This is a genomic window from Pseudoneobacillus rhizolycopersici (assembly GCF_054786815.1).
This window is the reverse complement of the sequence record NZ_JBTOOE010000001.1, coordinates 382,758-404,725: the sequence shown is the minus strand read 5'-3', so window position 1 is coordinate 404,725 and position 21,968 is coordinate 382,758. Positions and strand designations below refer to the sequence as shown.

Here is a 21,968-nt window from a genome sequence, read left to right as displayed (position 1 = left end):
AGTTGGGAGCTTTAAAGGAAGTTAGTTGAATAAAATTATCAATTTACTATCGAAAGTAACCGAGTTTTTATTCTACAAGGAGGACTAGAATAATGAATCTAATCAATAAGAAAGTTACACACAAGCGTTTTGGCATGGGTAGTATAGTTAAACATAATGATTCTAGTATTGAAATACATTTCGCATCAGAAAATAAAAAGTTTGTTTTCCCTGATGTATTTGAAAAGCACCTAACACTACATGATAAAAGTGCCGCTAATTCACTTGGGGAAATTATACAAAAAAGGGAAATGGAACGAAAGGAGGAAGAATGGAAGAAGGAAGAGGAAAAAAAACTACAACAAAAAAACCTCGAACTTCGCTTGGAACATGAAAAACTTATGAAAAATTATAAACTTCATTCCGAATCACAAATGGTTTATTGGTGTGACACAGAAGAACAGAATAGTTCTTTTTCGGAGTGGAAGGTTTTTTCAGGCGTAATAAAAAGTGGTACTAACAAAGGGAAGCCAAACAAACCCATCCGCTTGCACCAAAATAGTGCTGTCCTGCTAACAACAATAGATTCTAGCATGCCTGAAAAAGACAGACGTATCCTAGGAGTCTATATGGTGAAAGAAGATTTTATCGGTAAACTTTGTGAAGATGGATATATTGCCGCTCATTCTAAATACAGACTCCAACTTACAGAACAGGAATCAGATCAGATGCTTTTCTGGGAATATTATGCAAATGAAAAATCCCCCCACAAAATGACATGGAAATCAGGTAAATACCGTTATTTTGATAATTCATGGATGGCTCAAATATTGCTTGATATAGTTTCGTTGAAAAGTGACCCAAAGGAACAAGAGCTGGCACAACAATTTTTTGAACATTTTTGTAAAATGAATCAGATAACAGATCGAGAGTTACCAAAGCCTAATGGGGCATTAATGCGTATTTAGACGTTGGCCCAAAGATAATAAGAATGACAGGGAACTGACACATTTTTCCCACCCATCACTAAAGGAGAAAAGTGCCTGGATATTGTGAAGCGTTCTGGTAGTTGGAGTTGGTATAATAGAAAAGCAGATGAAATAGAAAATATCTATACCATTTGCTTTTTTGTTAGGGGAAATACAAGAAATTTATGAATCTGCAAATGTGTAGGTTGTATTTAATACGAATAGAACCTGGGCCACAAACCCATCCCCCTAAAAAATGCGACCTGTGGAGGTCGCATTTTTTCTGATTTTTGAATGAAGGGAATTAAGTTATATGTACAATTCATGACAATAAAAAACTGCATAATTTATCGATATATATATTTGTTAGATTAACAGCGTAGGCATTATATCAACACTTTGGAGGTGACTAAAAATGGAAAGGTTTACGGTAGTTTCCATTTTTTCTTTAGGGTTAATTCTATCGACTTGTAGCAGTTCTGTTGGTCCTTGAATAAAGGAAATGACAGTTTTCTAAAATCCTGAAATTTTTTCATTGCTAATAAGTTGCGCAATGATACCAAATATACTTGCACACAAAAGGGTGATAAAGAATACACGAGTTAGTTGTAATTTCAAATTCAATTCGTTAATACAATCTCCGTAAATTCCTAAAAAATCAGATTCATTGTAAAGTTGACACTGAAAAAGTCACGCCAGTATTTCAAAAGCGCCATTTCCTTCAAATTGATATTGTTGGGTTTCTACTTTGTAGTCTATGAATTACAGATCTCTTGTATTAGGTTTTAGAGTGAGCATCGAGGCTTTTTAACAAGCGGAATATTTCAAGTGAAAGAATATTTAACCCTAACCAAACTCCACCAAAAACGTAACCAGCAGCAACATCACTTGGGAGTTCGACTTCCAAATACAATCGACTGATTGCAATGAGAACTAAAGCAATTAATCCAGCAATAATAACGAAGGTATGGACCCAAATTTTGTGTGTAGATCGAACAAATACAAATAGGAAAAACCCGTAAATCACAACGGCCATTAATGACTGTTCGCTTGGAAAAGCATAAAATAGCTGATCTATAAATGGCTGATTGATAGGAGAGAGCTTATTAAAAATTCTCCTTAAACTTTCTTCGTAGAGTTCCCCACCCAATGTAACGATTGCAACAGAAACGAATACAATTTTTTTATCACGTCCTTTAAATATAATCCAAACTAACGTAAGAAATATAAGGAGAAAAAGAATTTGTCTAGACCCCAAAAATGAAAAGATTTGCATAGTATCTGTCCAATTTTTATGAAAAGTTAAGGAAACCAATAAACCAACAATTTCATTAAAATCAAGAAATTCATTGCCAAGAAAGTCCTGTATCATCCCAATCATTAAGATAGTAAGTCCTAATGTTGTAATGCCGGTTAAAGCAATCAGTAGTCCTACCCGTTTTCTGGTATGAAATATATCTAAAGTTAAATCTAAAAACTTAATTGCTGTATTTTTTAGCACTATTCTATACTTTTTATATATATAGATAACCATTATTAAGATGGCCGCCAAAATACCTCCAATAATGAGGTATTTCTTTATTGAATTGTGGAACTGCTCCCATTGGGGACCTAATATTTTTCCAAGCGTAATAAAAACCGTCACCCAAATGAACGCACCACTATATGCAAAAAGAGCATAAGTACGGAACGGAAGCTTGGTAATCCCAGAAAAATACCCAGTAATATGTCTGACACCAGGTATGAAATAGGCGATAATGAGCAGTTTATTACCGTGCCTACTAAACCAAAGCGATGTTTTTTCAATTCGTTCAGGTCCCATATGAAACCGCCGACCGTATCTCTCAAAAAATGGAGTGCCTAACTTATAGCCTATCCCATAAGCAATAGTCATCCCAATACAGCTGCCCACACCAGCCACTAAAATACTTGTACCCCAATTTAAATGCCCTTGAAATACAAGGAATCCAGTATAACTCATAAGAATCTCACCTGGCATTGGAAGCGCAATAAGTTCCAGCATTAGAGCAAAAAATAAAATGATATACCCATACTGATCGAGATAAGGTGTTAAATTCATCAAAAATGGTCCCCCTTTTCGTTTTTTTATTATGTCCAATAACAGTAAATATCAATAGCTTCAATGCTATGCTTAGCGACTAAATCCGAACTGATCGTTCAGGATTCGGATGAGGGGCATACCGATCACAACAGTATCAAAGAATCAGTGCAGATATTTAAAAGTGGAGCTGGTGATGAACAACAAGAACATAGTGGTCACAACGATATACACAAGGACAGCGGAGAAGAACATTCTAATGGTGTCCATTCAGAAGGTGGTCATGAAGAGGAAAATGGAGGTCATCATGGACCTGTTGTGGAAACTCCGCCTAATGATAAAATACTCGGAACCTATGGAGCAGTAAATCTATCTTTTATCCTAATAGGAGTTTGGAATAAATGGTTTAGAAGACGGGGGGATATCTAATGGCAATCCCAGAGAAGAACTTAAAACCATCAGTAAAGCTGCCTTTTGATCTTTTATCCATCCCTTGGGTAAAGAAATTTGTAAAAAGTAAATGGTACCCGGGGATTTTTCAATGGATTGTCATCTTTGTGTTTTCGGTCATCGTGTTTGAACTTGTGATGGGTACAGTCAATCCTAGTAAAAACTTAGGGACAACGATGACATGGGCTTTCTTGGAGGACTTGCAGGAAATTATTCAAGATCAGGAGCAGTAAAGGTACAAGCGATTCCAGATATTTGTAAAACCTGTAAAGTACAGTCTTGTTATAGAGGAACTGAAAAAGTAGAAGGCTGTCCAATGTTTCAATTTCCAAAAACAATGGAATCAAGCGCGGAATGTAATATCTGTGCAAATTGTATTAAGAACTGTCCAAATGATTCTATTAAAATTCAAATTCGCGTTCCGACGAAGGAACTATGGGGTTTGAAAAATCCAAAAAGCTTGAGCATGCATCTTTAGCAGCTGTTATCATGGGGATTGTATTGTCCAAAATTTTACAATGCTTGAACCTTGGCAGGATATATTTAATACCTTAGGAATGGTAACTAGAACAAGTAATTATTTAGTGAACTTTACATTAGCCTTTATCATTATCATGGCTATACCGATTTTCTTATTGGTAGGAACAGCTAAACTTGCCTCTATTTTTGGGATGGAAGGAACCGTTAGAAAAAACTTTACTCACTTTGGATATGCGATTATTCCGTTGGACCTTGCTGGCCACTTAGGCCAAAACTTATTTCATATTTTCACAGAAGGTAAGGCGGTTTGGTATAACAGTATCGGATTATTTGGTATAGAATCCAACCCAACAAGTTTAGGATTAGCATCCACCCCGACTTAAAAGTTGACCTAGGTAAAAATAAATGGAAATAATCAACATACAAGTGATTTGTTGTGGAGGACCTGCCAAGACTTTATCTTGGCAGGTTTTTTATTTTCGTTTAATATGTTCTAAAGGAATAACTATCTTTAAAAAACAAAAGGGGCAAAGATAATGAGCAAATCATTTTACCATTTTCTAATGAAATTCCGCCATCCTGAACCAAAAGATGCACTTAGTCATTTTGCTAATGATGTTTATCTTGATCACGGATTCCCGAAGCAAACAACACAGTATAATGAATTAAGCTCTTATCTAGAACTGAATGGGCATTATTTGGGGAATATGACTCTATTTGATGAAGCATGGGAGCTTTTTTTAAATGATATCGATAAATAACTTGAAAATGGCCAGCTAAAGGGTTTTTGTGCTTTTCCCCCTAGGTATTTTTATTATCATGTCTGTTGCAATTGGCATATAATAAAATACTTATTCACGACTATCATTTGGAGGGAAGAGACGATGGGGAAAAGAAAAAAACCAAAATATTCAATTGGTGATAAAGTCGTGATTATTAATTATGGAACCATTGGGGAAATTACCGATGTTAAATGGATCGATGGTCGATTTATGTATGTAATTAATAATGATGAAGGATTATTTTTGGAAGAGCGACTCCAGTTAGTGGCCGAATATGCAGGACGAATTGTTGACAGAGAACACATTGACATTGAATATCAGTTCGTTATTGGCGATATAGTCCAAGTGGATGGCTATCATACCGATTTGTTTAAAGTGGTAGGATTTCGAACTGAAATATGGCGTTATCAAGAGGATGCCTGGGAGGACGTCATTTACGAGCTTTCAAGGATTACCGATGGGGAGTGGCTCGAAGCAAGTGAAGAAGAGCTTTCTTTAGTCGCAGAAGCCAAGTACGCCAATGAATTTATTCAGAACTTGGGGTATTTGTACATGAACGATCAAAAAAAATCCACTATCAAGCATCCCGAATCAAACACAACCTCAGGCTTGACCCCGATCATCATTTCAAATGAATTAGAGGAAAAACAAAAATTTATGGTTGATCAAATGCTGGATGTCTATAATGATTACGATTGTTTATATAGAATGTTTAAAGACACAGAATATGTCAAAATCCAAAAGGGCATTTTACGTAAATTGAAAAGGTTACTAACTCAAAATAACAACGATCCCCATTAAAAGATAGACCAAAATAGATAGATAAAAAGTGGAATGGCTATAAATAATACACTTTTAAACAAGAATGTTGTGATTCTTGTAAACCACGAGATAACAATCCCGTCTTCCTGATTTAAATCATCCTTTAACATTTCTATAAAATTTGCCATTTTTATTCCCCCTCTAGTTTTTACAAATATATGCTTGTCCAAGCCATTTATTCTTCGGGGCGACAAGCTTTTTTCATATTCGAAAATCACGCATGAAATAGTGAGTTGTATCATACATTTTTAGGAAGGGAGGGCGATTAAGGTGAAAGAAATCGAGGTATATATTGATACAGAAGAGATTGCTGAGTTTTTCTTTCAAGAGCTTGTCAAACGAGGATATGTCCCATCTGAAGAAGAGCTTGAAGAAATCGCTGATATTACCTTTGACTATTTATTGGAAAAATGTATTATAAATGAAGAAGTGGATGAAGAGGAAAAATAGTTCTCTTCTACAACCAAAAAAAAGTGGGTCTTTGGCTCACTATTTTTTATGGGGTGAAACTTTTTTTTATGACGAGGTGTATATATTAACCGAAAACTTAAATTTCAAAGTGAGGGGAATGTATGTCATTTTTTAACAAGGTGTTTGCGAGTGTAGGGATTGGTTCAGCAAAAGTTGACACGAAATTGGAAAAGGATAATTTGACAGCAGGTGAACAAGTAACAGGGGTTGTTGAAATCCAAGGCGGAAATGTGGAGCAAAAGGTGGATGAGATCTATTTATCACTCCATACAAATTATATTAAAGAGTCGGACGATAAGAAGTACAATGTAACGGCTACAATTGACCGTTTCCGTGTCGTGGAATCCTTTACTATAAAGCCTAATGAACGTAAGGAAATACCGTTCACCTTTGTATTACCACATGATACCCCGATTACGATTGGAAGAACAAGAATTTGGGTTACGACTGGCCTTGATATTAAAAATGCAGTCGATCCTACTGATAAAGATTATATTAAGGTATTACCAAATAAATTAGTATCCGCCGTTTTTAAAGCGGTTGAAGAAATGGGTTTCCGTCTACGTGAGGCGGATTGCCAGGAGATATCGTATCGTTTAAGGAAAAGATTACCTTTTGTGCAAGAATTTGAGTTTATCCCAGTTACAGGACCCTTTCGTGGCAGATTGGATGAACTGGAATTAGTTTTTTACCCTTATTCTGAAGAACAAATGGAAGTTTATATGCAAGTTGATCGCAAAGCAAAAGGATTGGGTGGGATTCTGGCTGCAGCAATGGATATGGATGAGACAAACCTTCGCCTGACTATTTCAACAAGTGATTTACCAAACTTACGAGCAAAACTACAAAGTACAATCGAAAGATATTCATAAATGCATAAGCGGTAGTGCCTACTGGGCGTTGTAGCTAGACGAAAAATATCCCTGGAAGGTCAATCTTCCAGGGGTTTTTTTAGCTTTTTCTATCCTTTGCTGAATGTTCCTTTGCATGTGCTTCATGCTCTGCGACTATCGCTTCAGCAGGAATATGGTTATTTTTCTTTTGACCTTTAATTCTGGCACGATGTTTTTTACCCATTGTAAAAAGCCCTCCTATTTAGGATTTTTCATTTTATCGCGATTTGTTGGTGGTTCTCCTCCTGAACGGGAGGTAGGATTCGTTTCATTCGCGTGTTGGACAGCTTGCTCAAGCTTTTTACTCATTTTTTGTTTAGGCATGGTTGACCCCTCCTTTGGACAATCTAAAATTAGCATTTCCATAAACGATAAAAAAATGCTAGGGTAGTGTTCGTTTAACAGGAATGTGTTATATTGTAATTGTAGGAAGTCTGACGACTATACTTGTTATTTGATTGGAGGATAATGAAATGAGCATTCATATCGGGGCTAAGGAAAACGAAATCGCTGAAACAGTTCTGCTACCTGGGGATCCGCTTCGAGCGAAGTATATTGCGGAAAACTTTTTAGAAGGGGCGACCCTTTATAATGAAGTACGTAATATGTTTGGATATACCGGTACATATAAGGGACAAAGAATTTCCGTTCAAGGAACGGGAATGGGGGTTCCGTCCATTTCGATCTACATTACTGAACTGATGCAAAGCTATAATGTTCAAAAGCTAATTCGTGTAGGAACTTGTGGGGCAATACAAAAGGATGTTAAAGTAAGGGACGTTATTTTAGCGATGACATCTTCAAGTGATTCGCAAATGAATCGCTTGACATTTGGTGGGATTGATTATGCACCAACGGCGAATTTTGAATTGTTGAAAAATGCCTATGATGTTGGTTTAGAGAGAGGGTTAAATCTAAAAGTAGGAAACGTTTTCACAGCGGATTTATTTTATAATGAAAATCCTAATTGGGAGAAATTGGCTCAATACGGTATATTAGCTGTTGAAATGGAAACTACCGCTTTATATACTCTGGCTGCCAAGTTTGGTCGTCAAGCTCTTTCTGTGTTAACTGTAAGCGACCACATTTTAACAGGTGAGGAAACAAGTGCAGAGGAGCGTCAATTAACATTTAATACAATGATAGAAGTAGCTCTTGATGCGGCATTAAAATAAAAGCTTAAAAAGTAAGCATAGGCTATTATAGCTTATGCTTTTTATTTTTTTGACGTTTTATTATAAAATAGTTATATTGCCTTTATGACTAAGATTAAAAGTTGGTGGATTTAAATGAAAAAGTTAATGCTTTTGGGTTTTATCAGTTTATTATTTATGACTACAGCATGTTCCAGGGTTGAATCAATGATGGATCATCTTCCTTTTATTAAAAATATCGTAAAAGAACCTGAAAAAAAACCTGGACAAGCCTCAGAGCCCAAAGAAACAATTGAGAAAAAAAATGAAAGTGAAAAGCAAGCTGATGATACCCAGCTTACCTTAGAAGATATCTTTTTTAATCAAATAAAAGATGCTAATGGCGAAAAGGTTATTATGAATCCTGAAAATACGTTGGCTTTGGTGAATAAACAATACAGTTTACCGGAAACTTTTTTACCTAATGATTTAACAAGGCCAGAGGTGGATTTTTCCTTCGGAGACTTAAAAATTGAGAAAAGCTTATTGCGAAAAGAAGCTGCCTCTGCGTTGGAAAAGCTATTTCAAGTTGCAAAACAAAATGGAATTGAGCTTTTTGCCGTTTCTGGATATCGGTCATACCAATATCAACATGGTTTATTTGAAACTGAGGTAAAAAAAGTCGGAAGAGAAAAGGCAATGGCGGCTGTAGCGTTTCCTGGTCAGAGTGAACATCAAACAGGACTGGCGATGGACATCACCTCAAGAAGTGCTAATATGGAGCTAACAGAAGATTTTGGAACAACAGAAGAGGGAAAGTGGCTTGCCGAAAACGCTCATCGATTTGGTTTTATTTTACGGTATCCAAAAGGAAAAGAATCGATTACCGGCTACCAATACGAAGCATGGCATTTCCGCTACATCGGGGTGGATGCGGCAACAGCCATTTATGAACACAACCTTACCCTTGAAGAATACTTCCAAATCGTCAAAAAAATCTAAGCCTACTTTAATGCTTATTCCAAGTAGGGACTGTCCCCGAATTATTTAACACTAAAGCACTAAGGTGCTTTAGTGTTAAATAATAATATACTTGGTTTAAAGCGATAAGGTGTTAATGAGTTATTTTTTTTTGTTCATTTTGGGCGAAAGATGGTATTCTAATTGGTAAGGATGATTTCTTAAGTTTTTGTTGGTGAAAGTGGTGATGAATTTGGATGATGACAAGTTAATGAAGAAGGTGGAGGAACCTGGTTTGGAACAACATCAAGAGCAGGATCCTCAACCAAAAAGTGCCGGATATGTAAAGATGAAAAGCTTTTATTTTTTTATGCTTATTTTCTCTGTAATATTTTTATCAGCGGGAATTACAACGTTTGTTTTGGCTTTTGGAGATGAAAGTCCCCAGGATATCGTCAATGTGGAAGAGGATCAATTTTACAATCAAGCAAGGAATGAATTTAGTAAATTATATGCTGCCTATGATACATTGAAAAAAAATTATTATAAGGACCTAGATGATAATAAATTGGTAAATGGTGCCATAAACGGTATGTTGGAAGCTTTAGACGACCCTTATTCAGATTATATGAATGTTGAAGAGGCTGAAGGGTTCCATCAAAGTATTTCCTCCTCTTTTGAAGGAATCGGTGCTGAAATCCAAGAAAAAGAAGGTCACATTACCATTGTCTCTCCTATCAAAGGTTCACCTGCTGAAAAGGCCGGTTTAAAGCCTAACGATATCATTTTAGCTGTAGACAAAAAGAGCCTACAAGGAATGAGTACAACGGAAGCAGTTCTCCTTATTCGTGGAAAAAAAGGAACAAAGGTTGAACTTACCATCCAACGAGCTGGAGTGGAAAAGCCAATAACGGTTCCAATTATAAGGGATACGATTCCAGTGCAAACTGTTTACGGCGAAATGGTAGAGGATGGAATTGCTAAAGTATCCATTACTAGTTTCTCTGAAAACACTTCCAAAGAGTTAATTGATACTTTAAACAAGCTTGAACAACAAGGAATGAAAGGGCTTGTTTTAGATTTAAGGCAAAACCCGGGTGGACTTTTAGATGAAGCCGTTAGTATTTCAAGTCTATTTGTTCCAGAAGGGAAAATTCTGTTTAAAGTAGAAGATCGAAATGGCAATGTAAAGGAATATAAATCAAAAAATAATTCTAACGTAAACACCCCATTAGTAGTCATCATCGATAAGGGGAGCGCTAGTGCTTCTGAAATTTTAGCAGCCGCCGTAAAGGAGTCTGCAGGAGTACCACTTGTTGGTGAAAAGTCCTTTGGAAAGGGAACTGTTCAAACAGCTCAAGACCTACCAGATGGATCAAATTTGAAATACACTACCGCAAAATGGCTAACTCCTAACGGGAATTGGATTCATCAAAAAGGGATTGAGCCAGACTATAAGGTGGAGTTACCCAAGTATGCAAATCTAACCTATATTGATCCGGAAAAGGAACTAACTATCTCAATGTCATCACCAGAAGTTCATACCGCAGAACAAATGTTAGAGGCGCTAGGTTATCAGCCTGGTAAAATTGATAGTTACTTCGATGAACAAATGAAAAAAGCCATTGTTCAATTTCAAGCTGATAACAATTTGGATAAAAGCGGTATTTTAAAAGGGGATACGACATTAATACTAATGGAAAAATTACGCGAAAAGCTAGCGAAAAACGATCCTCAGCTACAAACAGCAATTGACGTCATAAAAGAAAAGATAACAGAATAAATAGAGCGAAAAGCTGTCCCATTCAAATTGGGGACAGCTTTTTTGTATGAACTGCCTTTAGAGGGAGAAAATAAAAGTAATCCGAGCAAAAAAATGAGTGATAAATGATGAGAAAAATTGTAATTTGTGTTCTTTTATCAGTAACTTTATCTTTTCAACAACCTGTTGCAAATGCAAAAAGAACTGTAGAAAAGGTAGAGGTAATGCCGTGGAAACAGGCAAATCAGTTTTTGCCAAAATACACGGAATTTGTAGTGATTGATTCTGAAACTGGCCTTCAATTTAATGTCCAAAGACGGGCAGGTAGTAATCATGCAGATGTCCAGCCTATTACGAAAAAAGATACAGCAATAATGAAAAAAATATATAATGGAAAGTGGAGTTGGAAACGTAGAGCTATTGTCGTGAAATACAATAATCGATTGATTGCAGCATCTATGCATGGAATGCCACATGGTGCTGGAGCTTTAATTAATAACTTTCCCGGTCATTTCTGCATTCATTTTTATGGGAGTACGACACATCGAACAAATGAAATGGATCTGTCCCATAAATTAATGATCCTTAAGGCTGCGGGGGAATTGGAGGATCATTTAGCATCGGTAAATCCATATGAATTGGTTAACTCCTATATAGCCGGTTTTAAGCAGCAAGATAAACAAATCTTAAAGCGATCCTCACTACAAAAATTCAACTGGAGTAAAATCATTCCGAATGTTGAGAACGTATCTATAAGTCGGATGTATATGCTCCCGGCTGAAGACATCGGTGATGAGCTATATCTTTCTATACCAGTAGAGCTGGATTGGCAGATAAAAAAGGTAGGAAGAAAAACATTTAAGGATGAGATTCATTTAGTACGTTACTCCATGTATGGCCCATGGAAAATCGATAGCGAACACTTTTTGTCCAAAAATAAATTCTTGTTAGCAAAATAAAACACCCATCTAGAAAGGGTGTTTTACTTTTATTTAGCGCTCACCAAATTTAATAAAAGTTAGTTCGTCTTCAATAAGACCACATGCTCCGCATTGAACCTTCAAACTAGGTCCGTTATATGGTAAGTGAAAGGGTTCTAACGTGGTATTGGAATATTCTTGTATGACATCTCCAGTCTGTGGATCTAATTTTACTGAATGTGGTTCTTGTCTAATGAGATTAAATCTGCTTCGATTCGTTTTACAGTTTGGGCAACGATAAGGCGCGGTCATGACATTTACCCCTCCTAGAAAATATTTACTATATGTTTTGCAAAGGTAAAGGAAAATATGTAAAAATACCAATAGACGTAGGGAGGGAAAGGATTTGGAAAAAGACTTTAAGCAACTATTAGTGGATTACCGCTCCATTTGGAATAACCGATTATTAAATGAAGATGATAAAGAAAGTGTGGAAATTTTACTTGAAGCAATCAGACGGGATATTAAGGATGAAAATTCACATCCTAGGATTAGAAGAACCAAATACGAAAAATATTATTTGGCGACAAAAAGAATTATTGAATCACAAATCCCAATTGATTCAAAATTAGCTTTACTTGAAATTCATACAAGGGTAATGGAAGAATAAAAAGGCTCTTAGGAATAAGGGCCTTTTTTATTCAGGTATTTCTATTTCCGAAAATTGCATATCGACATTTTTAGGGATACGAACCTCGAGAATTTGATCTTTATAGGTGGTTACTGTTCCTTTTTTTCGAACAATCGATGGCAAGGTAATGGTATATTTGTCGTTCTGATTTGGAATATGCTCGACAATCAATTGATTGGAAGTATGAAATAGCTTTAATTGTGATAGCCATGATTCATCCTTTATGGAAATTCTTACAAATACATCATTATGCGTATCAAATACTGAATACGACAGACTTTCGCTTGATTGATTTTGTGCTTGCTCATTCGGTTGATTTCCGTTTTGATTTGGATTCAACCAATTCGTATTATTGAACATCCCTTGCATATCTTTGGGCATCATCTGTTCCATTATTTGTTTAATGAATTTTTCCATATCATTTGGATTAAGCTGGCCCATTAGGTTATTTGATTTTTTATTAAAAGGGGAAAAATTCCAGGGAAACATTATCAACATCCTTTCAAGCTTGCAGCACTTTTTCTCATCATATGCATTGGTGGGCCACAAAGTTCTTTACCTAAACTTTATTACAAGCTGAAATTGTAATAAAAGCGTTATGAATAGGCGATAATAATATTATGTAAACTAAATTTTAGTTTCAATTTTATGAACAATTTGATAAAAACGAATGAATTATGAATTTTTTGCTGAAAATAAAAGTAAAAAGCAAGGGGGATATTTTATGTTTTTTAGACTAAATCGGATCAATCCGAATCAAACCCAAGTTTTTTACCATGATGGTCGTTTCGAGACATTGACTAATGAGGAAGTGGAAGATTTAATGCTCCAAATGGGTGTGGGAGCAGATGAAGAGGGCATGGAACAGAATATTATGGATTAGTTAGAGTGAATCGGTTGTAAAGGATAATGGCCCGAATAAAAATATTCGGGCCAATCTAAATATTCATGCTTCTAAAAGCTCAGCTCTAATCTCCGGTTGTAAACCATTTCGTAATACATGTAGAGTATATAAATCTTTTGGAATCTCGTATAAATCAAAAATGGGTCCGTCACTGTTTATACTATTAAAAATAGCTGTTCGGGTATCATTCGCCTTTATCGCAAATGGCAACTTTTCAGCAGCTTTAATGGAGCGAACATTTTCTTTTCTAATTCTCATAAAGATGGTTTCAATGCCTAAATTGAAAAATAATTCCTGAAAGAATGCTTCTTTTGCAAGTTTATTATAGCCCTTACCATGATATGGTTTCCCGATCCATGTTCCTAAAAATCCAGCCTTTTCAGAAATATCAAAAAGACTAATGGTTCCAATTGGAGTTCCCCATTCATCAAGAATCGTTCTAGAGATTAACTCCCCACGATCTTCCGCTTCAGTCGTTTGTTTGGTCATAAATAAATATTCTTCATATGAATAAGCTTTTTGGCGCACAAAAGGGAAGACATCCGGGTGCGACATTAAATCATAAAGTTCGTGGCATTCATAAAGATCTCGTTTCTTAAGCATGCTTATCCCCTCCAATAAAGGGCAGTCCACACCTATCCCATCAAGAAATAAGCCCCACCCTCGAAATTTTTTATAATTTCTAAAAAATTTCGGGGTGGGAATCGAACCCACTAGAACCAGTTTTCACTGGTGGCGCACCATTTGCCTTCCCTAGTCATATGTTTCTACATTAGCTTGCTTTTGTATTTTACTGAAAAAAATCCTAAAAATAAATAGAAAAATTATTAATTTTTTGCGTCAAATTATTACAAATTTTGCACCCTTTAACACATTAACGCACTGAGGGACAGTCCCTCAGTGCGTTAATGTGTTAAAGGATTTTAAGGAATTGTAGGATGAGGATGATGAATCCAAGTGCCCAGACGTAGTAGGCAAATATTTTTAATGATTTTTGTTTTAGGAATCCAATCATCCAAACGACGGCAAAGTAGCCAAAAATGGCTGATGATAAAGTGGCTACAAATAAACTTCCGAATGTAACCGCTTCAACATTTCCGTTTAATATATCACTGAATTCCAGGACAATTCCACCTGCAATTACTGGTATTGATAGAAGAAATGAGAAATATGCGGCTGTTTCCCGATCCAATTTCCGAAATAAACCTGCTGCAATCGTTAATCCCGATCTTGAGACTGCTGGAAAAATGGCAAGTGCTTGAAAGCTACCGATGAATATAGCATCGAGATAGCCTAAGTTCTCCATTTTTTTTCGTCCTTTTTTCACACTCTCAGCCATCCATAAAATAAGTCCGGTAAAAATAAACTCCCACCCTAACGTAATTCCTGTTTTCGAGATCGAATCAAATAAATGACTGAACAATAAGCCGACAATAACAGCTGGAATTGTACCAATGACCAACAGCAGGCTTAGCTTGCTGAATGGTTTTTTTATCATTGTCCATAATTCTTGTTTATAAATGACCAAAACGGCAATTAATGTTCCGATATGAAGCATGGTATCGAGGAATAAACCTGCTTCCTTCAGTCCAAATAGTGCTCTTCCTAAAAATAAATGTCCCGTACTTGAAATGGGAATAAATTCAGTTAACCCCTGTATTATTCCTAAAATAAATGCTTCAAGTTTTGTCATCATGTTTGTTTCACCCTCTATGATTGATTCTTAACCACAACTTGTCTAATAAATTGTATTCCCAAAAGAGTATTCAAGAACAAATTTGTCCTAAATGAGAGGGATTCAACGTTTTAAAAATTTTTTTAAATAAATTTGAAAAAAGTGTGAACGTTTTTTCTTAATCAAACGTTTAATAAGCGAAAATAAAAAAAACGGGGGAAAACAAAATGGAAATTTTAGAAGTAATTAATTGGGCAATTTTTGCACCGATCTTAGTGATTCAATTTATTTTATTTCTTGTGGCAATCATCGATTTAATTCGTATTGAAAAAACAAATGGTCCGAAATGGCTATGGGCACTCATTATTTTATTTATTAACATTTTAGGACCAATTCTTTATTTCGTTATTGGAAGGAGAAACCAGTAATGGCGATTGTTCGTGTCAATGGTCTTAAGAAAAGTTTCCAAAATTTGGAGATTATTAAAGGTCTTGATTTCAGTCTAAATGAAGGGAAATGTATTGCCTTACTAGGGGCAAACGGAGCAGGGAAAACGACTACCCTAAGAATGCTTTCTGGACTAATGGAACCTTCGGCAGGCACCATCTCTTTTCCAAATCAGTCAAAAGGGGAGGATATTAGAAAGTTTATTGGCTATCTCCCACAATATCCTGTTTTTTATGACTGGATGAGTGGTTTGGAATTTTTACAATATGTCGGTGAATTAGGTGGTTTAACGAAAAAAGTAGCAAAAGATAAAGCGCTAGAGTTGCTTGATTTAGTAGGAATCAGCGATGCAAAAAATCGCAAGGTAGGTAAATATTCTGGGGGAATGAAACAAAGGCTGGGGATTGCTCAAGCTGTTATTCATGATCCGCTTTTACTTATGCTAGATGAGCCGGTTTCGGCTCTTGACCCATTCGGGCGCAGAGAAGTTCTTGAGCTTTTGGAAAAATTGAAAAAACGTATGACCATTTTATTTTCAACTCATATTTTGAATGATGCTGAAGAAGTTTGTGATGAAATTTTATTTTTACATAAAGGTCAAATTGTTGAATCAGGTACTTTACAGGAATTAAGAAATCGTCATCAGCAGTCAAAAATTGATTTAGAGTTTAAAGATTCACCTAATTCCTATCTTCAAGGAGTTCAATCTTCCGTTATTAAAGAAGTAAAAGTGGAAGGAACTCAAGCACATTTGACAGTCGAAAATATCGAAGACGCAAAACTATTAATTTTCAAAACTGCCCTAGAAAATAACTGGCCTCTAACTAAATTTGAGATTAGTAGACTAACGTTAGAAGATTTGTTTATGGAGGTCGTACAAAAATGAAACAATTTTTTGTTCTCTTTAAAAAAGAACTTCTTGAATCTTGGCGAAATTATAAATGGATTTGGATGCCGATTACTTTTATTTTATTAGGTGTCATGGATCCAATCACACAAAACTACCTTCCGCAAATTCTTAATTCAGTAGGAGATCTTCCGGAAGGTGCGGTAATTGAGTTACCAAAGCCCTCTGCAGAAGAGGTGGTTAGCATGAGTATGGCCAATATTGATATGCTGGGAATCCTTATTATTGTTCTAGCATCAATGGGGTTAATAGCAGGGGAAAGAAAAAGTGGTGTTGCGGCGATGATATTAGTTAAGCCGGTTTCCCACTCGTCCTTTGTATTTACCAAATGGCTTTCTTCATTATTGATAGTGTGGGTTTCCTACTTTGTAGGTATGATAGCGTCCTGGTACTATACCGGTATTTTATTCAAGTTTATCCCGTTTCCTGATTTTCTAATGTCGTTTGCACTTTACGGATTGTGGCTATCATTCGTTGTTACAGTAACTATTTTTTATAATTCATTTTTAAAAACCCCGGGTGTCGTTGCCTTTGCTTCATTAGCAACCATTATCGTCGTGAATATGGGCAGTGGGATACTAAAAGACTCGTTGGAATGGAGTCCAGCACGATTAATGGCTTATGCCAGTCAAACACTTGTTGAGACAAATGCACCCGATCAAACAATGGCAACTATCTTCCTAACACTAATATTAATTGCTATTTTACTTGTGGTAGGCATCTTCTTCTTTAGAAAAAAAGAACTAGCAGCATAGTAACGTTAAAAGAAGTAACAATTGTTACTTCTTTTATTTTTTATACATGATTTGGTTAGAAGTTTAATAGAATAGAATATCCTATGCTATTAAGGAGTTAAGAGTGAATGAATATCCGCCAAGTTTACTTCAAACAAGCTCAACTATACTTGAATTCCAGTCTGGTTACGGTCCTGCTAGGTTCTATTTTTATATTTTTGAATGTGTTCATTTTTTCAGAAAAACGATTGATGGTGTTGTCATTTCCTTTTCTATTATATAGTTTATTATTGTTCCAATTCTATCTACTTCAATATAAAAGAAGTATTAGTTTATCTGATAAAGTTATCAGATCTCCACGTTCCTCTTTGCTATTTAATCAGCAAATCATTCTCTTTTATGAAAAGGAGGCCAAGACTCTCTTATTTTTCAATTCATCAGGTGCGTTAACCGGAAAACTTTTTGCTAAACAAGGAAGCCTAACTTCCCGAATGGATTATTATTGCCCAAAAGAATTTATTTTAGAAGATTACAATCAGAACAAACTAGCATCTTATTTCTATCAAGACGAAACCGTTGATGTCTATTTACCGGAACATGGCTACATTGGGGGAGCTGTCTTAAATAAAGACACGCTTTTTCATAATTTATCTGGGGATGACAAAGGTGAGGCAATTAAGGCAAAACTTTTCTTAGATGAACAGGTAAAAAATTCATTTGGACAAATTATTTTTCGAATTAGAAAAGGCTGGATGCCAATTCGTTGCCAAAAAGTTTTTCACACTCCTAATTTGCCGATTGTTTTCATCAATCCTACGATAACGAATGAAGAAAAGTTGTTATATTTTTCATTGTTAATAAAGAGATTGGCAAAAAAATAGATTACGCTTTGCTATACACCGATAAACCGTTGTAAAATAAGATATTAGATGTTCTTTTATAGATAAAAACAATGGTTGGAGGTAAACAATTTGCAAATTGAATTTTTAAAGGTACATGGCTCAAATAATGATTTTATTCTCATAGATGAAATGACAAAGGACTATCATTTTTCCGAAGAAGGAAGACAAAAATTAGCCATCCTCCTATGTGACCGCACCAACGGGATAGGTGCTGATGGGATATTATATACGATGAAAAGTAACCACGCACACGCACATGGAAGAATGAGGGTTTTCAATGCTGATGGTAGTGAGGCCTCAATGTGTGGAAATGGCTTACGCTGTGTAGCCAGATATATTTGTGAACGTTTGAATGTTGAGGAAGCTGTTATCGAAACAATGAAGGCGAATTTGTTCGTCAAAAAACGGGAAGATATATACCCTGATGTCAAAACCTATCAAGTAGAAATTTCGCCAGTGTCATTTAGACTGGAGGATTTGCCTTTAGTTTTACCCCGAGAGACACTCGTAAATGAAAAAATAACGACACTTTCAAATGATTTGCATTTTACTGCAGTGGCAGTACCTAACCCGCATCTAATTGCAGTAGTCAATGATATTGATGCCCAATTACAAACGCAGAAAGAGCTAAGTGAAACAGTAAATCGGCCGAATGAGCTGTTCCCAGATGGAGTGAATGTAAGTTTTGTCAAAGCAATAGAAAAGGGTCATATTTATGTTCGAACTTTTGAACGTGGTGTTGGATTTACAAATGCTTGTGGCACGGCCATGTCCGCATCTAGCTTAGTAACATGCCTATTGAACCTAAATGATTTTGAATCAGACATTCATGTTTATAATGATGGTGGAATGGTTCATTGTGTCGTTCACCAAAATCATGATACTTATCAAATTGATTTAATCGGTAATGCTACAAACGTTTACCAAGCAGAAATAACTATTGACAACGAAATCCAATCCTTTCAGTTCATCAACAAAACCGTTTTTGAAGTAGAAAACGAAAATTATCTAAAGTTACAGGAACACGTAAAAAAATACTTGCAGAAATAGTAAAAAAAGGCCAAACCATGGCCTTTTTTTATTTATTATGTTGTTTTAAAAATTGCAGTACAGGTTCGAATGGTTGAATTTCTTTTATTTTGAAATAATCTTTGAAAGGGTCACCCATTTTTTTAACCCTTTCTACTGTATTTCGAACCGTAAAATCCTCGATTCTAAGAGTATCATTCACTTCATCCCAATACAACGGGGTTGCAACCCCAGCCCAATCTCTTCCTCTTGCAGAGTAAGGAGCGATAATCGTTTTCCCTTCTGCATGTTGAACATAGTCAATATATAAACGATTGCCGCGATTTTTTTTCAAGCGTTCAATCGTAAATAAGCTAGGTTCCTTTGTGATAAGATAATTGGCGATGAAAAAGGTAAATAATCGTGTGTCATCATAGGTAAATTGATTTTCAGGTAATGGAATGTATATTTGCAAACCTTTACTACCCGAAGTTTTAATAAAACCGGAAAGCTGAAGCTGAGATAAAATATCTTTAATTAATAATGCTGCCCTAACCGCTAAAGGGAATTCTTCTTTTGAAGGTGGATCAAGATCAAATACAATTTCACTCGGACCTTTACTTAAGACTGTTTGAAAAGGAATGTGTAACTCAATCGCTAATTGATTTCCCAACCAAACGAGTGTTTGAAGGTCATTGCACAATATATAGTTAATATCATCCGATAAAAATGTGTTTATAAAATTCGGTGCGTAATCCGGACAATTTTTTTGATAAAAGGGCTCTCCTAATAACCCGTGTGGATATCGAATAACCGTTAACAATCGATTCTCTAAAAACGGTTGCATGAAGGGTGAAATTTCCCTCAAGTAATATAGATATTCCATCTTATTTATTAGAGGTTGTTTCCATATTGGTTTTTCCGGATGTGTAATCTCAAACCTAGAAGGAAGATTCTTTTGCTGAAAATAAAATTGTAGATAAGTACACTCTTCCGGTATTAAATCAAATCGAAACTGATGAAAATGTGGTTCGCGAAGCTGCCCTTCATACCACTCCAAGTATTTGATTTCTAAACAAATTCCTGGTGGGGCATAGACAAATTTTTTATCCTCATCGATTTTATTTTGTTTTACAAATTGACTCAGAGTTTGTTTCTCTTCCGGTTTAAAACCAAATAGGACCGCTCCAAGTGGAAAGACTTCCGATTCCTTAAAAACGCCAACATGAAAATACCCGTTTTCCTTGTCAAAGGCAGTGACAAAACAGGAAACCATTTTCCAATTCTTATGTTTTATCCAAGACGTACTTCTTTTCCCTTCTTCCCAAATACTACTCTTTTGTTTTGCGACAATCCCTTCCCCATCATAAAGAACAATTTGGTTCCATAATTCTTCAAAATGATCGTAAGGAGGAATGGCTTGGATTAGATACTCACTATTAAATTCCGGGTGAAGAGGTAAATCTAATTTTAAAAATAAATCCATCAACTCTTTTTTTCGCTCAAAATAAGGTTTATTTGTAAGTGAGGCCCCTTTATAAGTTAAAATATCAAATGCTAAAAATGCACACGGTCTCTTTAAGGTTTCCTCTTTTATCTTTGACTCTGTTCGCATCCTTCCTCTAATTTGGACCGCTCCAAAATCTGACTTAAAAGCATTATCTAAGATGACAATTTCCCCATCTAATAGAAGTGGGAGCGTAGGTGCCAGCCGGTCGATGATAGACAAAATAAATTTTTCTATTTCAGGAAATAAAGAGGTTAAACTATTTTCATTTCGACTTATTAATGAAACTTCATTTGTATCCACATAACAAAAGCAACGAAATCCATCAAATTTTGTTTCATACACCCATTCTTCACCGATTGGCGGTTCAAAAAAAAGACTAGGAAGCATTGGTTTCATTTAAATTTTTTCCCTTCAAACAAGTTAAGCTTATTTTTTCACCAATCACGCTTCTTACTCATTTTCCAAGCATTTAAACGTATGACAAATCCTTTAAAGTAAACATTAAGACTAAAGGATGGGATGATGATGCATACAATGTGGAAGGGTAGTATTAGCTTCGGGTTAGTAAATATCCCGATAAAGCTTCATACTGCAACAGAAGATAAGGATATCAAATTAAGAACATTACACAAAGAATGTCATTCTCCAATTAAATATGAAAAGGTTTGTACAACATGTGAAATAGAAGTAAAACCGGAAGAAATCGTTAAAGCATATGAATACACAAAAGGAAAATACGTTATTTTAGATGATGAAGAGCTAGAAAAATTGCGGAAAGAGAATGAGGAAAAAGCTGTTGAAATCATTGATTTTGTAAAAATAGAGGAGATTGACCCGATATATTTTCATAAAAGCTATTATATGTCACCGAATGAGGGAGGTGGGAAAGCCTATTCTTTGTTGAGAAAAGCTTTACTGGAATCTGGAAAAGTGGGCTTGGCAAAAATAATTATTCGCGCCAAAGAACAAATGGCAGTTATCCGTGTATATGAAAATACATTAGTGATGGAAACGATTCATTACCCTGATGAGGTTCGGCGAGCTGGAGATGTGCCGAATGTACCGAATGAAGATAAGGTAACGGAAAAAGAGTTAGCAACAGCGATCATGCTAATTGATCAATTAACCTCCGAATTTGAACCTACTAAATATACGGATGAATATCGGACCGCATTACTTGAGTTAATTGAAGAGAAACGAAATGGACAAGAAACGGTAACATCAACGGAGAAAGCGCATGTCTCTAATGTAACGGATTTGATGGCAGCCCTTCAGGCATCCATCGATCGAACAAAACCGAAAACAGCTGTCAATTCAACGATGCTAAAACCAACTGTTGTAAAGACGAAGACAGCAAAAGCGGTAAATGAAACGAAACCGACGGATGATATAGATATTCCAAAGGAAACAGAAACTCCAAAAACAGAAGTTCCAAAACCGCCGAAACCAAAACCTAAAAAGAAAACCACGATGCCAAAAATTAAAAAGGAAGCATAAAAAAACACCGATTT

At 35.7% G+C, this 21,968-nt stretch carries 29 protein-coding genes; 20 read left to right on the top strand and 9 right to left on the bottom strand.

Annotated elements, in window-relative coordinates; genetic code table 11:
• Positions 1 to 92: 92 nt before the first annotated feature.
• Positions 93 to 947 carry a malate synthase gene (locus tag ACX9YW_RS02110; protein WP_460340991.1) on the top strand — a complete coding sequence of 285 codons (855 nt, stop codon included), beginning with the start codon at positions 93 to 95 and terminating at the stop codon, positions 945 to 947.
• Between the two features lie 778 nt (positions 948 to 1,725).
• Here ACX9YW_RS02110 and ACX9YW_RS02105 read toward each other — a convergent pair.
• Positions 1,726 to 3,027, bottom strand: a complete 1,302-nt coding sequence (locus tag ACX9YW_RS02105; protein WP_460341282.1) for a VTT domain-containing protein — start codon at positions 3,025 to 3,027, stop codon at positions 1,726 to 1,728.
• A gap of 63 nt (positions 3,028 to 3,090) precedes the next feature.
• On the opposite strand from ACX9YW_RS02105, the gene ACX9YW_RS02100 reads away from it, so the two are divergent.
• From ACX9YW_RS02100 to yodN, 5 genes are all read left to right on the top strand, one after another.
• Entirely contained in the window at positions 3,091 to 3,435 is a 345-nt protein-coding gene (locus ACX9YW_RS02100; RefSeq protein ID WP_460340989.1) for a hypothetical protein, read from the top strand.
• Entirely contained in the window at positions 3,435 to 3,689 is a 255-nt protein-coding gene (locus ACX9YW_RS02095) for a hypothetical protein (RefSeq protein WP_460340987.1), read from the top strand. The genes ACX9YW_RS02100 and ACX9YW_RS02095 overlap by 1 nt, the downstream gene beginning before the upstream one ends.
• A 285-nt stretch (positions 3,690 to 3,974) precedes the next feature.
• On the top strand, positions 3,975 to 4,319 hold the full coding sequence (locus ACX9YW_RS02090) for a hypothetical protein (RefSeq protein ID WP_460340984.1): 345 nt from the start codon (positions 3,975 to 3,977) through the stop codon (positions 4,317 to 4,319).
• A 153-nt stretch (positions 4,320 to 4,472) separates the two neighbouring features.
• On the top strand, positions 4,473 to 4,697 hold the full coding sequence (locus ACX9YW_RS02085; protein ID WP_460340981.1) for a YozE family protein: 225 nt from the start codon (positions 4,473 to 4,475) through the stop codon (positions 4,695 to 4,697).
• 123 nt (positions 4,698 to 4,820) lie between these two features.
• Complete coding sequence (yodN, locus tag ACX9YW_RS02080; protein ID WP_460340978.1) at positions 4,821 to 5,519, top strand: germination protein YodN; 699 nt, start codon at positions 4,821 to 4,823, stop codon at positions 5,517 to 5,519.
• Here the strand turns inward: yodN and ACX9YW_RS02075 are convergent.
• Positions 5,516 to 5,668, bottom strand: a complete 153-nt coding sequence (locus ACX9YW_RS02075; protein ID WP_460340975.1) for a hypothetical protein — start codon at positions 5,666 to 5,668, stop codon at positions 5,516 to 5,518. The two genes, yodN and ACX9YW_RS02075, sit on opposite strands and share 4 nt — an antisense overlap.
• Before the next feature lie 142 nt (positions 5,669 to 5,810).
• Here ACX9YW_RS02075 and ACX9YW_RS02070 point away from each other — a divergent pair, with 142 nt between their 5' ends.
• Both ACX9YW_RS02070 and ACX9YW_RS02065 read left to right on the top strand, forming a co-directional pair.
• Positions 5,811 to 5,990: a YozD family protein gene (locus ACX9YW_RS02070; RefSeq protein ID WP_460340973.1), complete on the top strand. Its 180-nt coding sequence runs from the start codon at positions 5,811 to 5,813 to the stop codon at positions 5,988 to 5,990.
• A 122-nt stretch (positions 5,991 to 6,112) separates the two neighbouring features.
• On the top strand, positions 6,113 to 6,883 hold the full coding sequence (locus tag ACX9YW_RS02065) for a sporulation protein (RefSeq protein WP_460340971.1): 771 nt from the start codon (positions 6,113 to 6,115) through the stop codon (positions 6,881 to 6,883).
• 79 nt (positions 6,884 to 6,962) lie between these two features.
• Here the strand turns inward: ACX9YW_RS02065 and ACX9YW_RS02060 are convergent, their stop codons facing one another.
• Positions 6,963 to 7,088, bottom strand: coding sequence for a protein YoyE (locus ACX9YW_RS02060; RefSeq protein ID WP_460340969.1), 126 nt, complete (start codon positions 7,086 to 7,088; stop codon positions 6,963 to 6,965).
• A gap of 14 nt (positions 7,089 to 7,102) precedes the next feature.
• Positions 7,103 to 7,228 (bottom strand): hypothetical protein, encoded by a 126-nt coding sequence (locus ACX9YW_RS02055; RefSeq protein WP_460340966.1) that lies wholly within the window; start codon positions 7,226 to 7,228, stop codon positions 7,103 to 7,105.
• A 149-nt stretch (positions 7,229 to 7,377) separates the two neighbouring features.
• Here ACX9YW_RS02055 and deoD point away from each other — a divergent pair, with 149 nt between their 5' ends.
• From deoD to ACX9YW_RS02035, 4 genes are all read left to right on the top strand, one after another.
• A complete protein-coding gene (deoD, locus tag ACX9YW_RS02050; RefSeq protein WP_460340963.1) occupies positions 7,378 to 8,079 on the top strand; it encodes a purine-nucleoside phosphorylase in 702 nt (233 codons plus the stop codon).
• A gap of 114 nt (positions 8,080 to 8,193) precedes the next feature.
• A complete protein-coding gene (locus ACX9YW_RS02045; RefSeq protein WP_460340960.1) occupies positions 8,194 to 9,039 on the top strand; it encodes a M15 family metallopeptidase in 846 nt (281 codons plus the stop codon).
• A gap of 205 nt (positions 9,040 to 9,244) precedes the next feature.
• Complete coding sequence (locus ACX9YW_RS02040; protein ID WP_460340957.1) at positions 9,245 to 10,780, top strand: lmo1851 family serine protease; 1,536 nt, start codon at positions 9,245 to 9,247, stop codon at positions 10,778 to 10,780.
• A 104-nt stretch (positions 10,781 to 10,884) separates the two neighbouring features.
• Positions 10,885 to 11,718: a hypothetical protein gene (locus tag ACX9YW_RS02035; protein WP_460340955.1), complete on the top strand. Its 834-nt coding sequence runs from the start codon at positions 10,885 to 10,887 to the stop codon at positions 11,716 to 11,718.
• Positions 11,719 to 11,751: 33 nt separating this feature from the next.
• Here the strand turns inward: ACX9YW_RS02035 and ACX9YW_RS02030 are convergent, their stop codons facing one another.
• Complete coding sequence (locus ACX9YW_RS02030; RefSeq protein ID WP_460340953.1) at positions 11,752 to 11,991, bottom strand: DNA alkylation repair protein; 240 nt, start codon at positions 11,989 to 11,991, stop codon at positions 11,752 to 11,754.
• A 94-nt stretch (positions 11,992 to 12,085) separates the two neighbouring features.
• On the opposite strand from ACX9YW_RS02030, the gene yoyC reads away from it, so the two are divergent.
• The gene (yoyC, locus tag ACX9YW_RS02025) at positions 12,086 to 12,349 is read left to right on the top strand and encodes a protein YoyC (protein ID WP_460340950.1); all 264 of its coding nucleotides are present in this window, start codon (positions 12,086 to 12,088) and stop codon (positions 12,347 to 12,349) included.
• Positions 12,350 to 12,376: 27 nt separating this feature from the next.
• Here the strand turns inward: yoyC and ACX9YW_RS02020 are convergent, their stop codons facing one another.
• Entirely contained in the window at positions 12,377 to 12,859 is a 483-nt protein-coding gene (locus ACX9YW_RS02020; protein WP_460340947.1) for an Hsp20/alpha crystallin family protein, read from the bottom strand.
• Between the two features lie 235 nt (positions 12,860 to 13,094).
• Between ACX9YW_RS02020 and ACX9YW_RS02015 the strand changes: the two genes are divergently transcribed.
• On the top strand, positions 13,095 to 13,253 hold the full coding sequence (locus ACX9YW_RS02015) for a hypothetical protein (RefSeq protein WP_460340944.1): 159 nt from the start codon (positions 13,095 to 13,097) through the stop codon (positions 13,251 to 13,253).
• A gap of 63 nt (positions 13,254 to 13,316) precedes the next feature.
• Here the strand turns inward: ACX9YW_RS02015 and ACX9YW_RS02010 are convergent, their stop codons facing one another.
• Complete coding sequence (locus ACX9YW_RS02010; protein WP_460340942.1) at positions 13,317 to 13,877, bottom strand: GNAT family N-acetyltransferase; 561 nt, start codon at positions 13,875 to 13,877, stop codon at positions 13,317 to 13,319.
• Positions 13,878 to 14,187: 310 nt separating this feature from the next.
• Complete coding sequence (locus tag ACX9YW_RS02005) at positions 14,188 to 14,967, bottom strand: undecaprenyl-diphosphate phosphatase (protein ID WP_460341279.1); 780 nt, start codon at positions 14,965 to 14,967, stop codon at positions 14,188 to 14,190.
• 209 nt (positions 14,968 to 15,176) lie between these two features.
• Between ACX9YW_RS02005 and ACX9YW_RS02000 the strand changes: the two genes are divergently transcribed.
• From ACX9YW_RS02000 to dapF, 5 genes are all read left to right on the top strand, one after another.
• Positions 15,177 to 15,377: a PLD nuclease N-terminal domain-containing protein gene (locus ACX9YW_RS02000; RefSeq protein ID WP_460340936.1), complete on the top strand. Its 201-nt coding sequence runs from the start codon at positions 15,177 to 15,179 to the stop codon at positions 15,375 to 15,377.
• Positions 15,377 to 16,282: an ABC transporter ATP-binding protein gene (locus tag ACX9YW_RS01995; protein ID WP_460340933.1), complete on the top strand. Its 906-nt coding sequence runs from the start codon at positions 15,377 to 15,379 to the stop codon at positions 16,280 to 16,282. Before ACX9YW_RS02000 ends, ACX9YW_RS01995 begins: the two co-directional genes overlap by 1 nt.
• Complete coding sequence (locus tag ACX9YW_RS01990; protein ID WP_460340929.1) at positions 16,279 to 17,058, top strand: ABC transporter permease; 780 nt, start codon at positions 16,279 to 16,281, stop codon at positions 17,056 to 17,058. The genes ACX9YW_RS01995 and ACX9YW_RS01990 overlap by 4 nt, the downstream gene beginning before the upstream one ends.
• Before the next feature lie 107 nt (positions 17,059 to 17,165).
• On the top strand, positions 17,166 to 17,918 hold the full coding sequence (locus tag ACX9YW_RS01985) for a hypothetical protein (protein WP_460340927.1): 753 nt from the start codon (positions 17,166 to 17,168) through the stop codon (positions 17,916 to 17,918).
• 90 nt (positions 17,919 to 18,008) lie between these two features.
• The gene (dapF, locus tag ACX9YW_RS01980; protein ID WP_460340924.1) at positions 18,009 to 18,989 is read left to right on the top strand and encodes a diaminopimelate epimerase; all 981 of its coding nucleotides are present in this window, start codon (positions 18,009 to 18,011) and stop codon (positions 18,987 to 18,989) included.
• A gap of 28 nt (positions 18,990 to 19,017) precedes the next feature.
• On the opposite strand, the gene ACX9YW_RS01975 is transcribed toward dapF, so the two are convergent.
• Positions 19,018 to 20,853, bottom strand: a complete 1,836-nt coding sequence (locus ACX9YW_RS01975; RefSeq protein ID WP_460340921.1) for a DNA ligase D — start codon at positions 20,851 to 20,853, stop codon at positions 19,018 to 19,020.
• Positions 20,854 to 20,982: 129 nt separating this feature from the next.
• On the opposite strand from ACX9YW_RS01975, the gene ku reads away from it, so the two are divergent.
• On the top strand, positions 20,983 to 21,954 hold the full coding sequence (ku, locus tag ACX9YW_RS01970; protein ID WP_460341277.1) for a non-homologous end joining protein Ku: 972 nt from the start codon (positions 20,983 to 20,985) through the stop codon (positions 21,952 to 21,954).
• Positions 21,955 to 21,968 lie beyond the last annotated feature (14 nt).

Excerpts from the sequence above, each read along its gene's own strand:
- ACX9YW_RS02045 (WP_460340960.1), top strand. The coding sequence starts at position 8,194 with ATGAAAAAGTTAATGCTTTTGGGTTTTATCAGTTTATTATTTATGACT.
- ACX9YW_RS01995 (WP_460340933.1), top strand. The coding sequence starts at position 15,377 with ATGGCGATTGTTCGTGTCAATGGTCTTAAGAAAAGTTTCCAAAATTTG.
- ACX9YW_RS02060 (WP_460340969.1), bottom strand. The coding sequence starts at position 7,088 with ATGGGTAAAAAACATCGTGCCAGAATTAAAGGTCAAAAGAAAAATAAC.
- ACX9YW_RS02055 (WP_460340966.1), bottom strand. The coding sequence starts at position 7,228 with ATGCCTAAACAAAAAATGAGTAAAAAGCTTGAGCAAGCTGTCCAACAC.
- ku (WP_460341277.1), top strand. The coding sequence starts at position 20,983 with ATGCATACAATGTGGAAGGGTAGTATTAGCTTCGGGTTAGTAAATATC.
- ACX9YW_RS02110 (WP_460340991.1), top strand. The coding sequence starts at position 93 with ATGAATCTAATCAATAAGAAAGTTACACACAAGCGTTTTGGCATGGGT.
- ACX9YW_RS02075 (WP_460340975.1), bottom strand. The coding sequence starts at position 5,668 with ATGGCAAATTTTATAGAAATGTTAAAGGATGATTTAAATCAGGAAGAC.
- ACX9YW_RS02035 (WP_460340955.1), top strand. The coding sequence starts at position 10,885 with ATGATGAGAAAAATTGTAATTTGTGTTCTTTTATCAGTAACTTTATCT.
- ACX9YW_RS02105 (WP_460341282.1), bottom strand. The coding sequence starts at position 3,027 with ATGAATTTAACACCTTATCTCGATCAGTATGGGTATATCATTTTATTT.
- ACX9YW_RS01985 (WP_460340927.1), top strand. The coding sequence starts at position 17,166 with ATGAATATCCGCCAAGTTTACTTCAAACAAGCTCAACTATACTTGAAT.
- ACX9YW_RS01975 (WP_460340921.1), bottom strand. The coding sequence starts at position 20,853 with ATGAAACCAATGCTTCCTAGTCTTTTTTTTGAACCGCCAATCGGTGAA.
- ACX9YW_RS02065 (WP_460340971.1), top strand. The coding sequence starts at position 6,113 with ATGTCATTTTTTAACAAGGTGTTTGCGAGTGTAGGGATTGGTTCAGCA.
- ACX9YW_RS02085 (WP_460340981.1), top strand. The coding sequence starts at position 4,473 with ATGAGCAAATCATTTTACCATTTTCTAATGAAATTCCGCCATCCTGAA.
- ACX9YW_RS01990 (WP_460340929.1), top strand. The coding sequence starts at position 16,279 with ATGAAACAATTTTTTGTTCTCTTTAAAAAAGAACTTCTTGAATCTTGG.
- ACX9YW_RS02090 (WP_460340984.1), top strand. The coding sequence starts at position 3,975 with ATGCTTGAACCTTGGCAGGATATATTTAATACCTTAGGAATGGTAACT.
- ACX9YW_RS02020 (WP_460340947.1), bottom strand. The coding sequence starts at position 12,859 with ATGTTTCCCTGGAATTTTTCCCCTTTTAATAAAAAATCAAATAACCTA.
- ACX9YW_RS02095 (WP_460340987.1), top strand. The coding sequence starts at position 3,435 with ATGGCAATCCCAGAGAAGAACTTAAAACCATCAGTAAAGCTGCCTTTT.
- yodN (WP_460340978.1), top strand. The coding sequence starts at position 4,821 with ATGGGGAAAAGAAAAAAACCAAAATATTCAATTGGTGATAAAGTCGTG.
- ACX9YW_RS02010 (WP_460340942.1), bottom strand. The coding sequence starts at position 13,877 with ATGCTTAAGAAACGAGATCTTTATGAATGCCACGAACTTTATGATTTA.
- ACX9YW_RS02005 (WP_460341279.1), bottom strand. The coding sequence starts at position 14,967 with ATGACAAAACTTGAAGCATTTATTTTAGGAATAATACAGGGGTTAACT.
- ACX9YW_RS02015 (WP_460340944.1), top strand. The coding sequence starts at position 13,095 with ATGTTTTTTAGACTAAATCGGATCAATCCGAATCAAACCCAAGTTTTT.
- ACX9YW_RS02040 (WP_460340957.1), top strand. The coding sequence starts at position 9,245 with ATGAATTTGGATGATGACAAGTTAATGAAGAAGGTGGAGGAACCTGGT.
- deoD (WP_460340963.1), top strand. The coding sequence starts at position 7,378 with ATGAGCATTCATATCGGGGCTAAGGAAAACGAAATCGCTGAAACAGTT.
- ACX9YW_RS02030 (WP_460340953.1), bottom strand. The coding sequence starts at position 11,991 with ATGACCGCGCCTTATCGTTGCCCAAACTGTAAAACGAATCGAAGCAGA.
- ACX9YW_RS02000 (WP_460340936.1), top strand. The coding sequence starts at position 15,177 with ATGGAAATTTTAGAAGTAATTAATTGGGCAATTTTTGCACCGATCTTA.
- ACX9YW_RS02100 (WP_460340989.1), top strand. The coding sequence starts at position 3,091 with ATGCTATGCTTAGCGACTAAATCCGAACTGATCGTTCAGGATTCGGAT.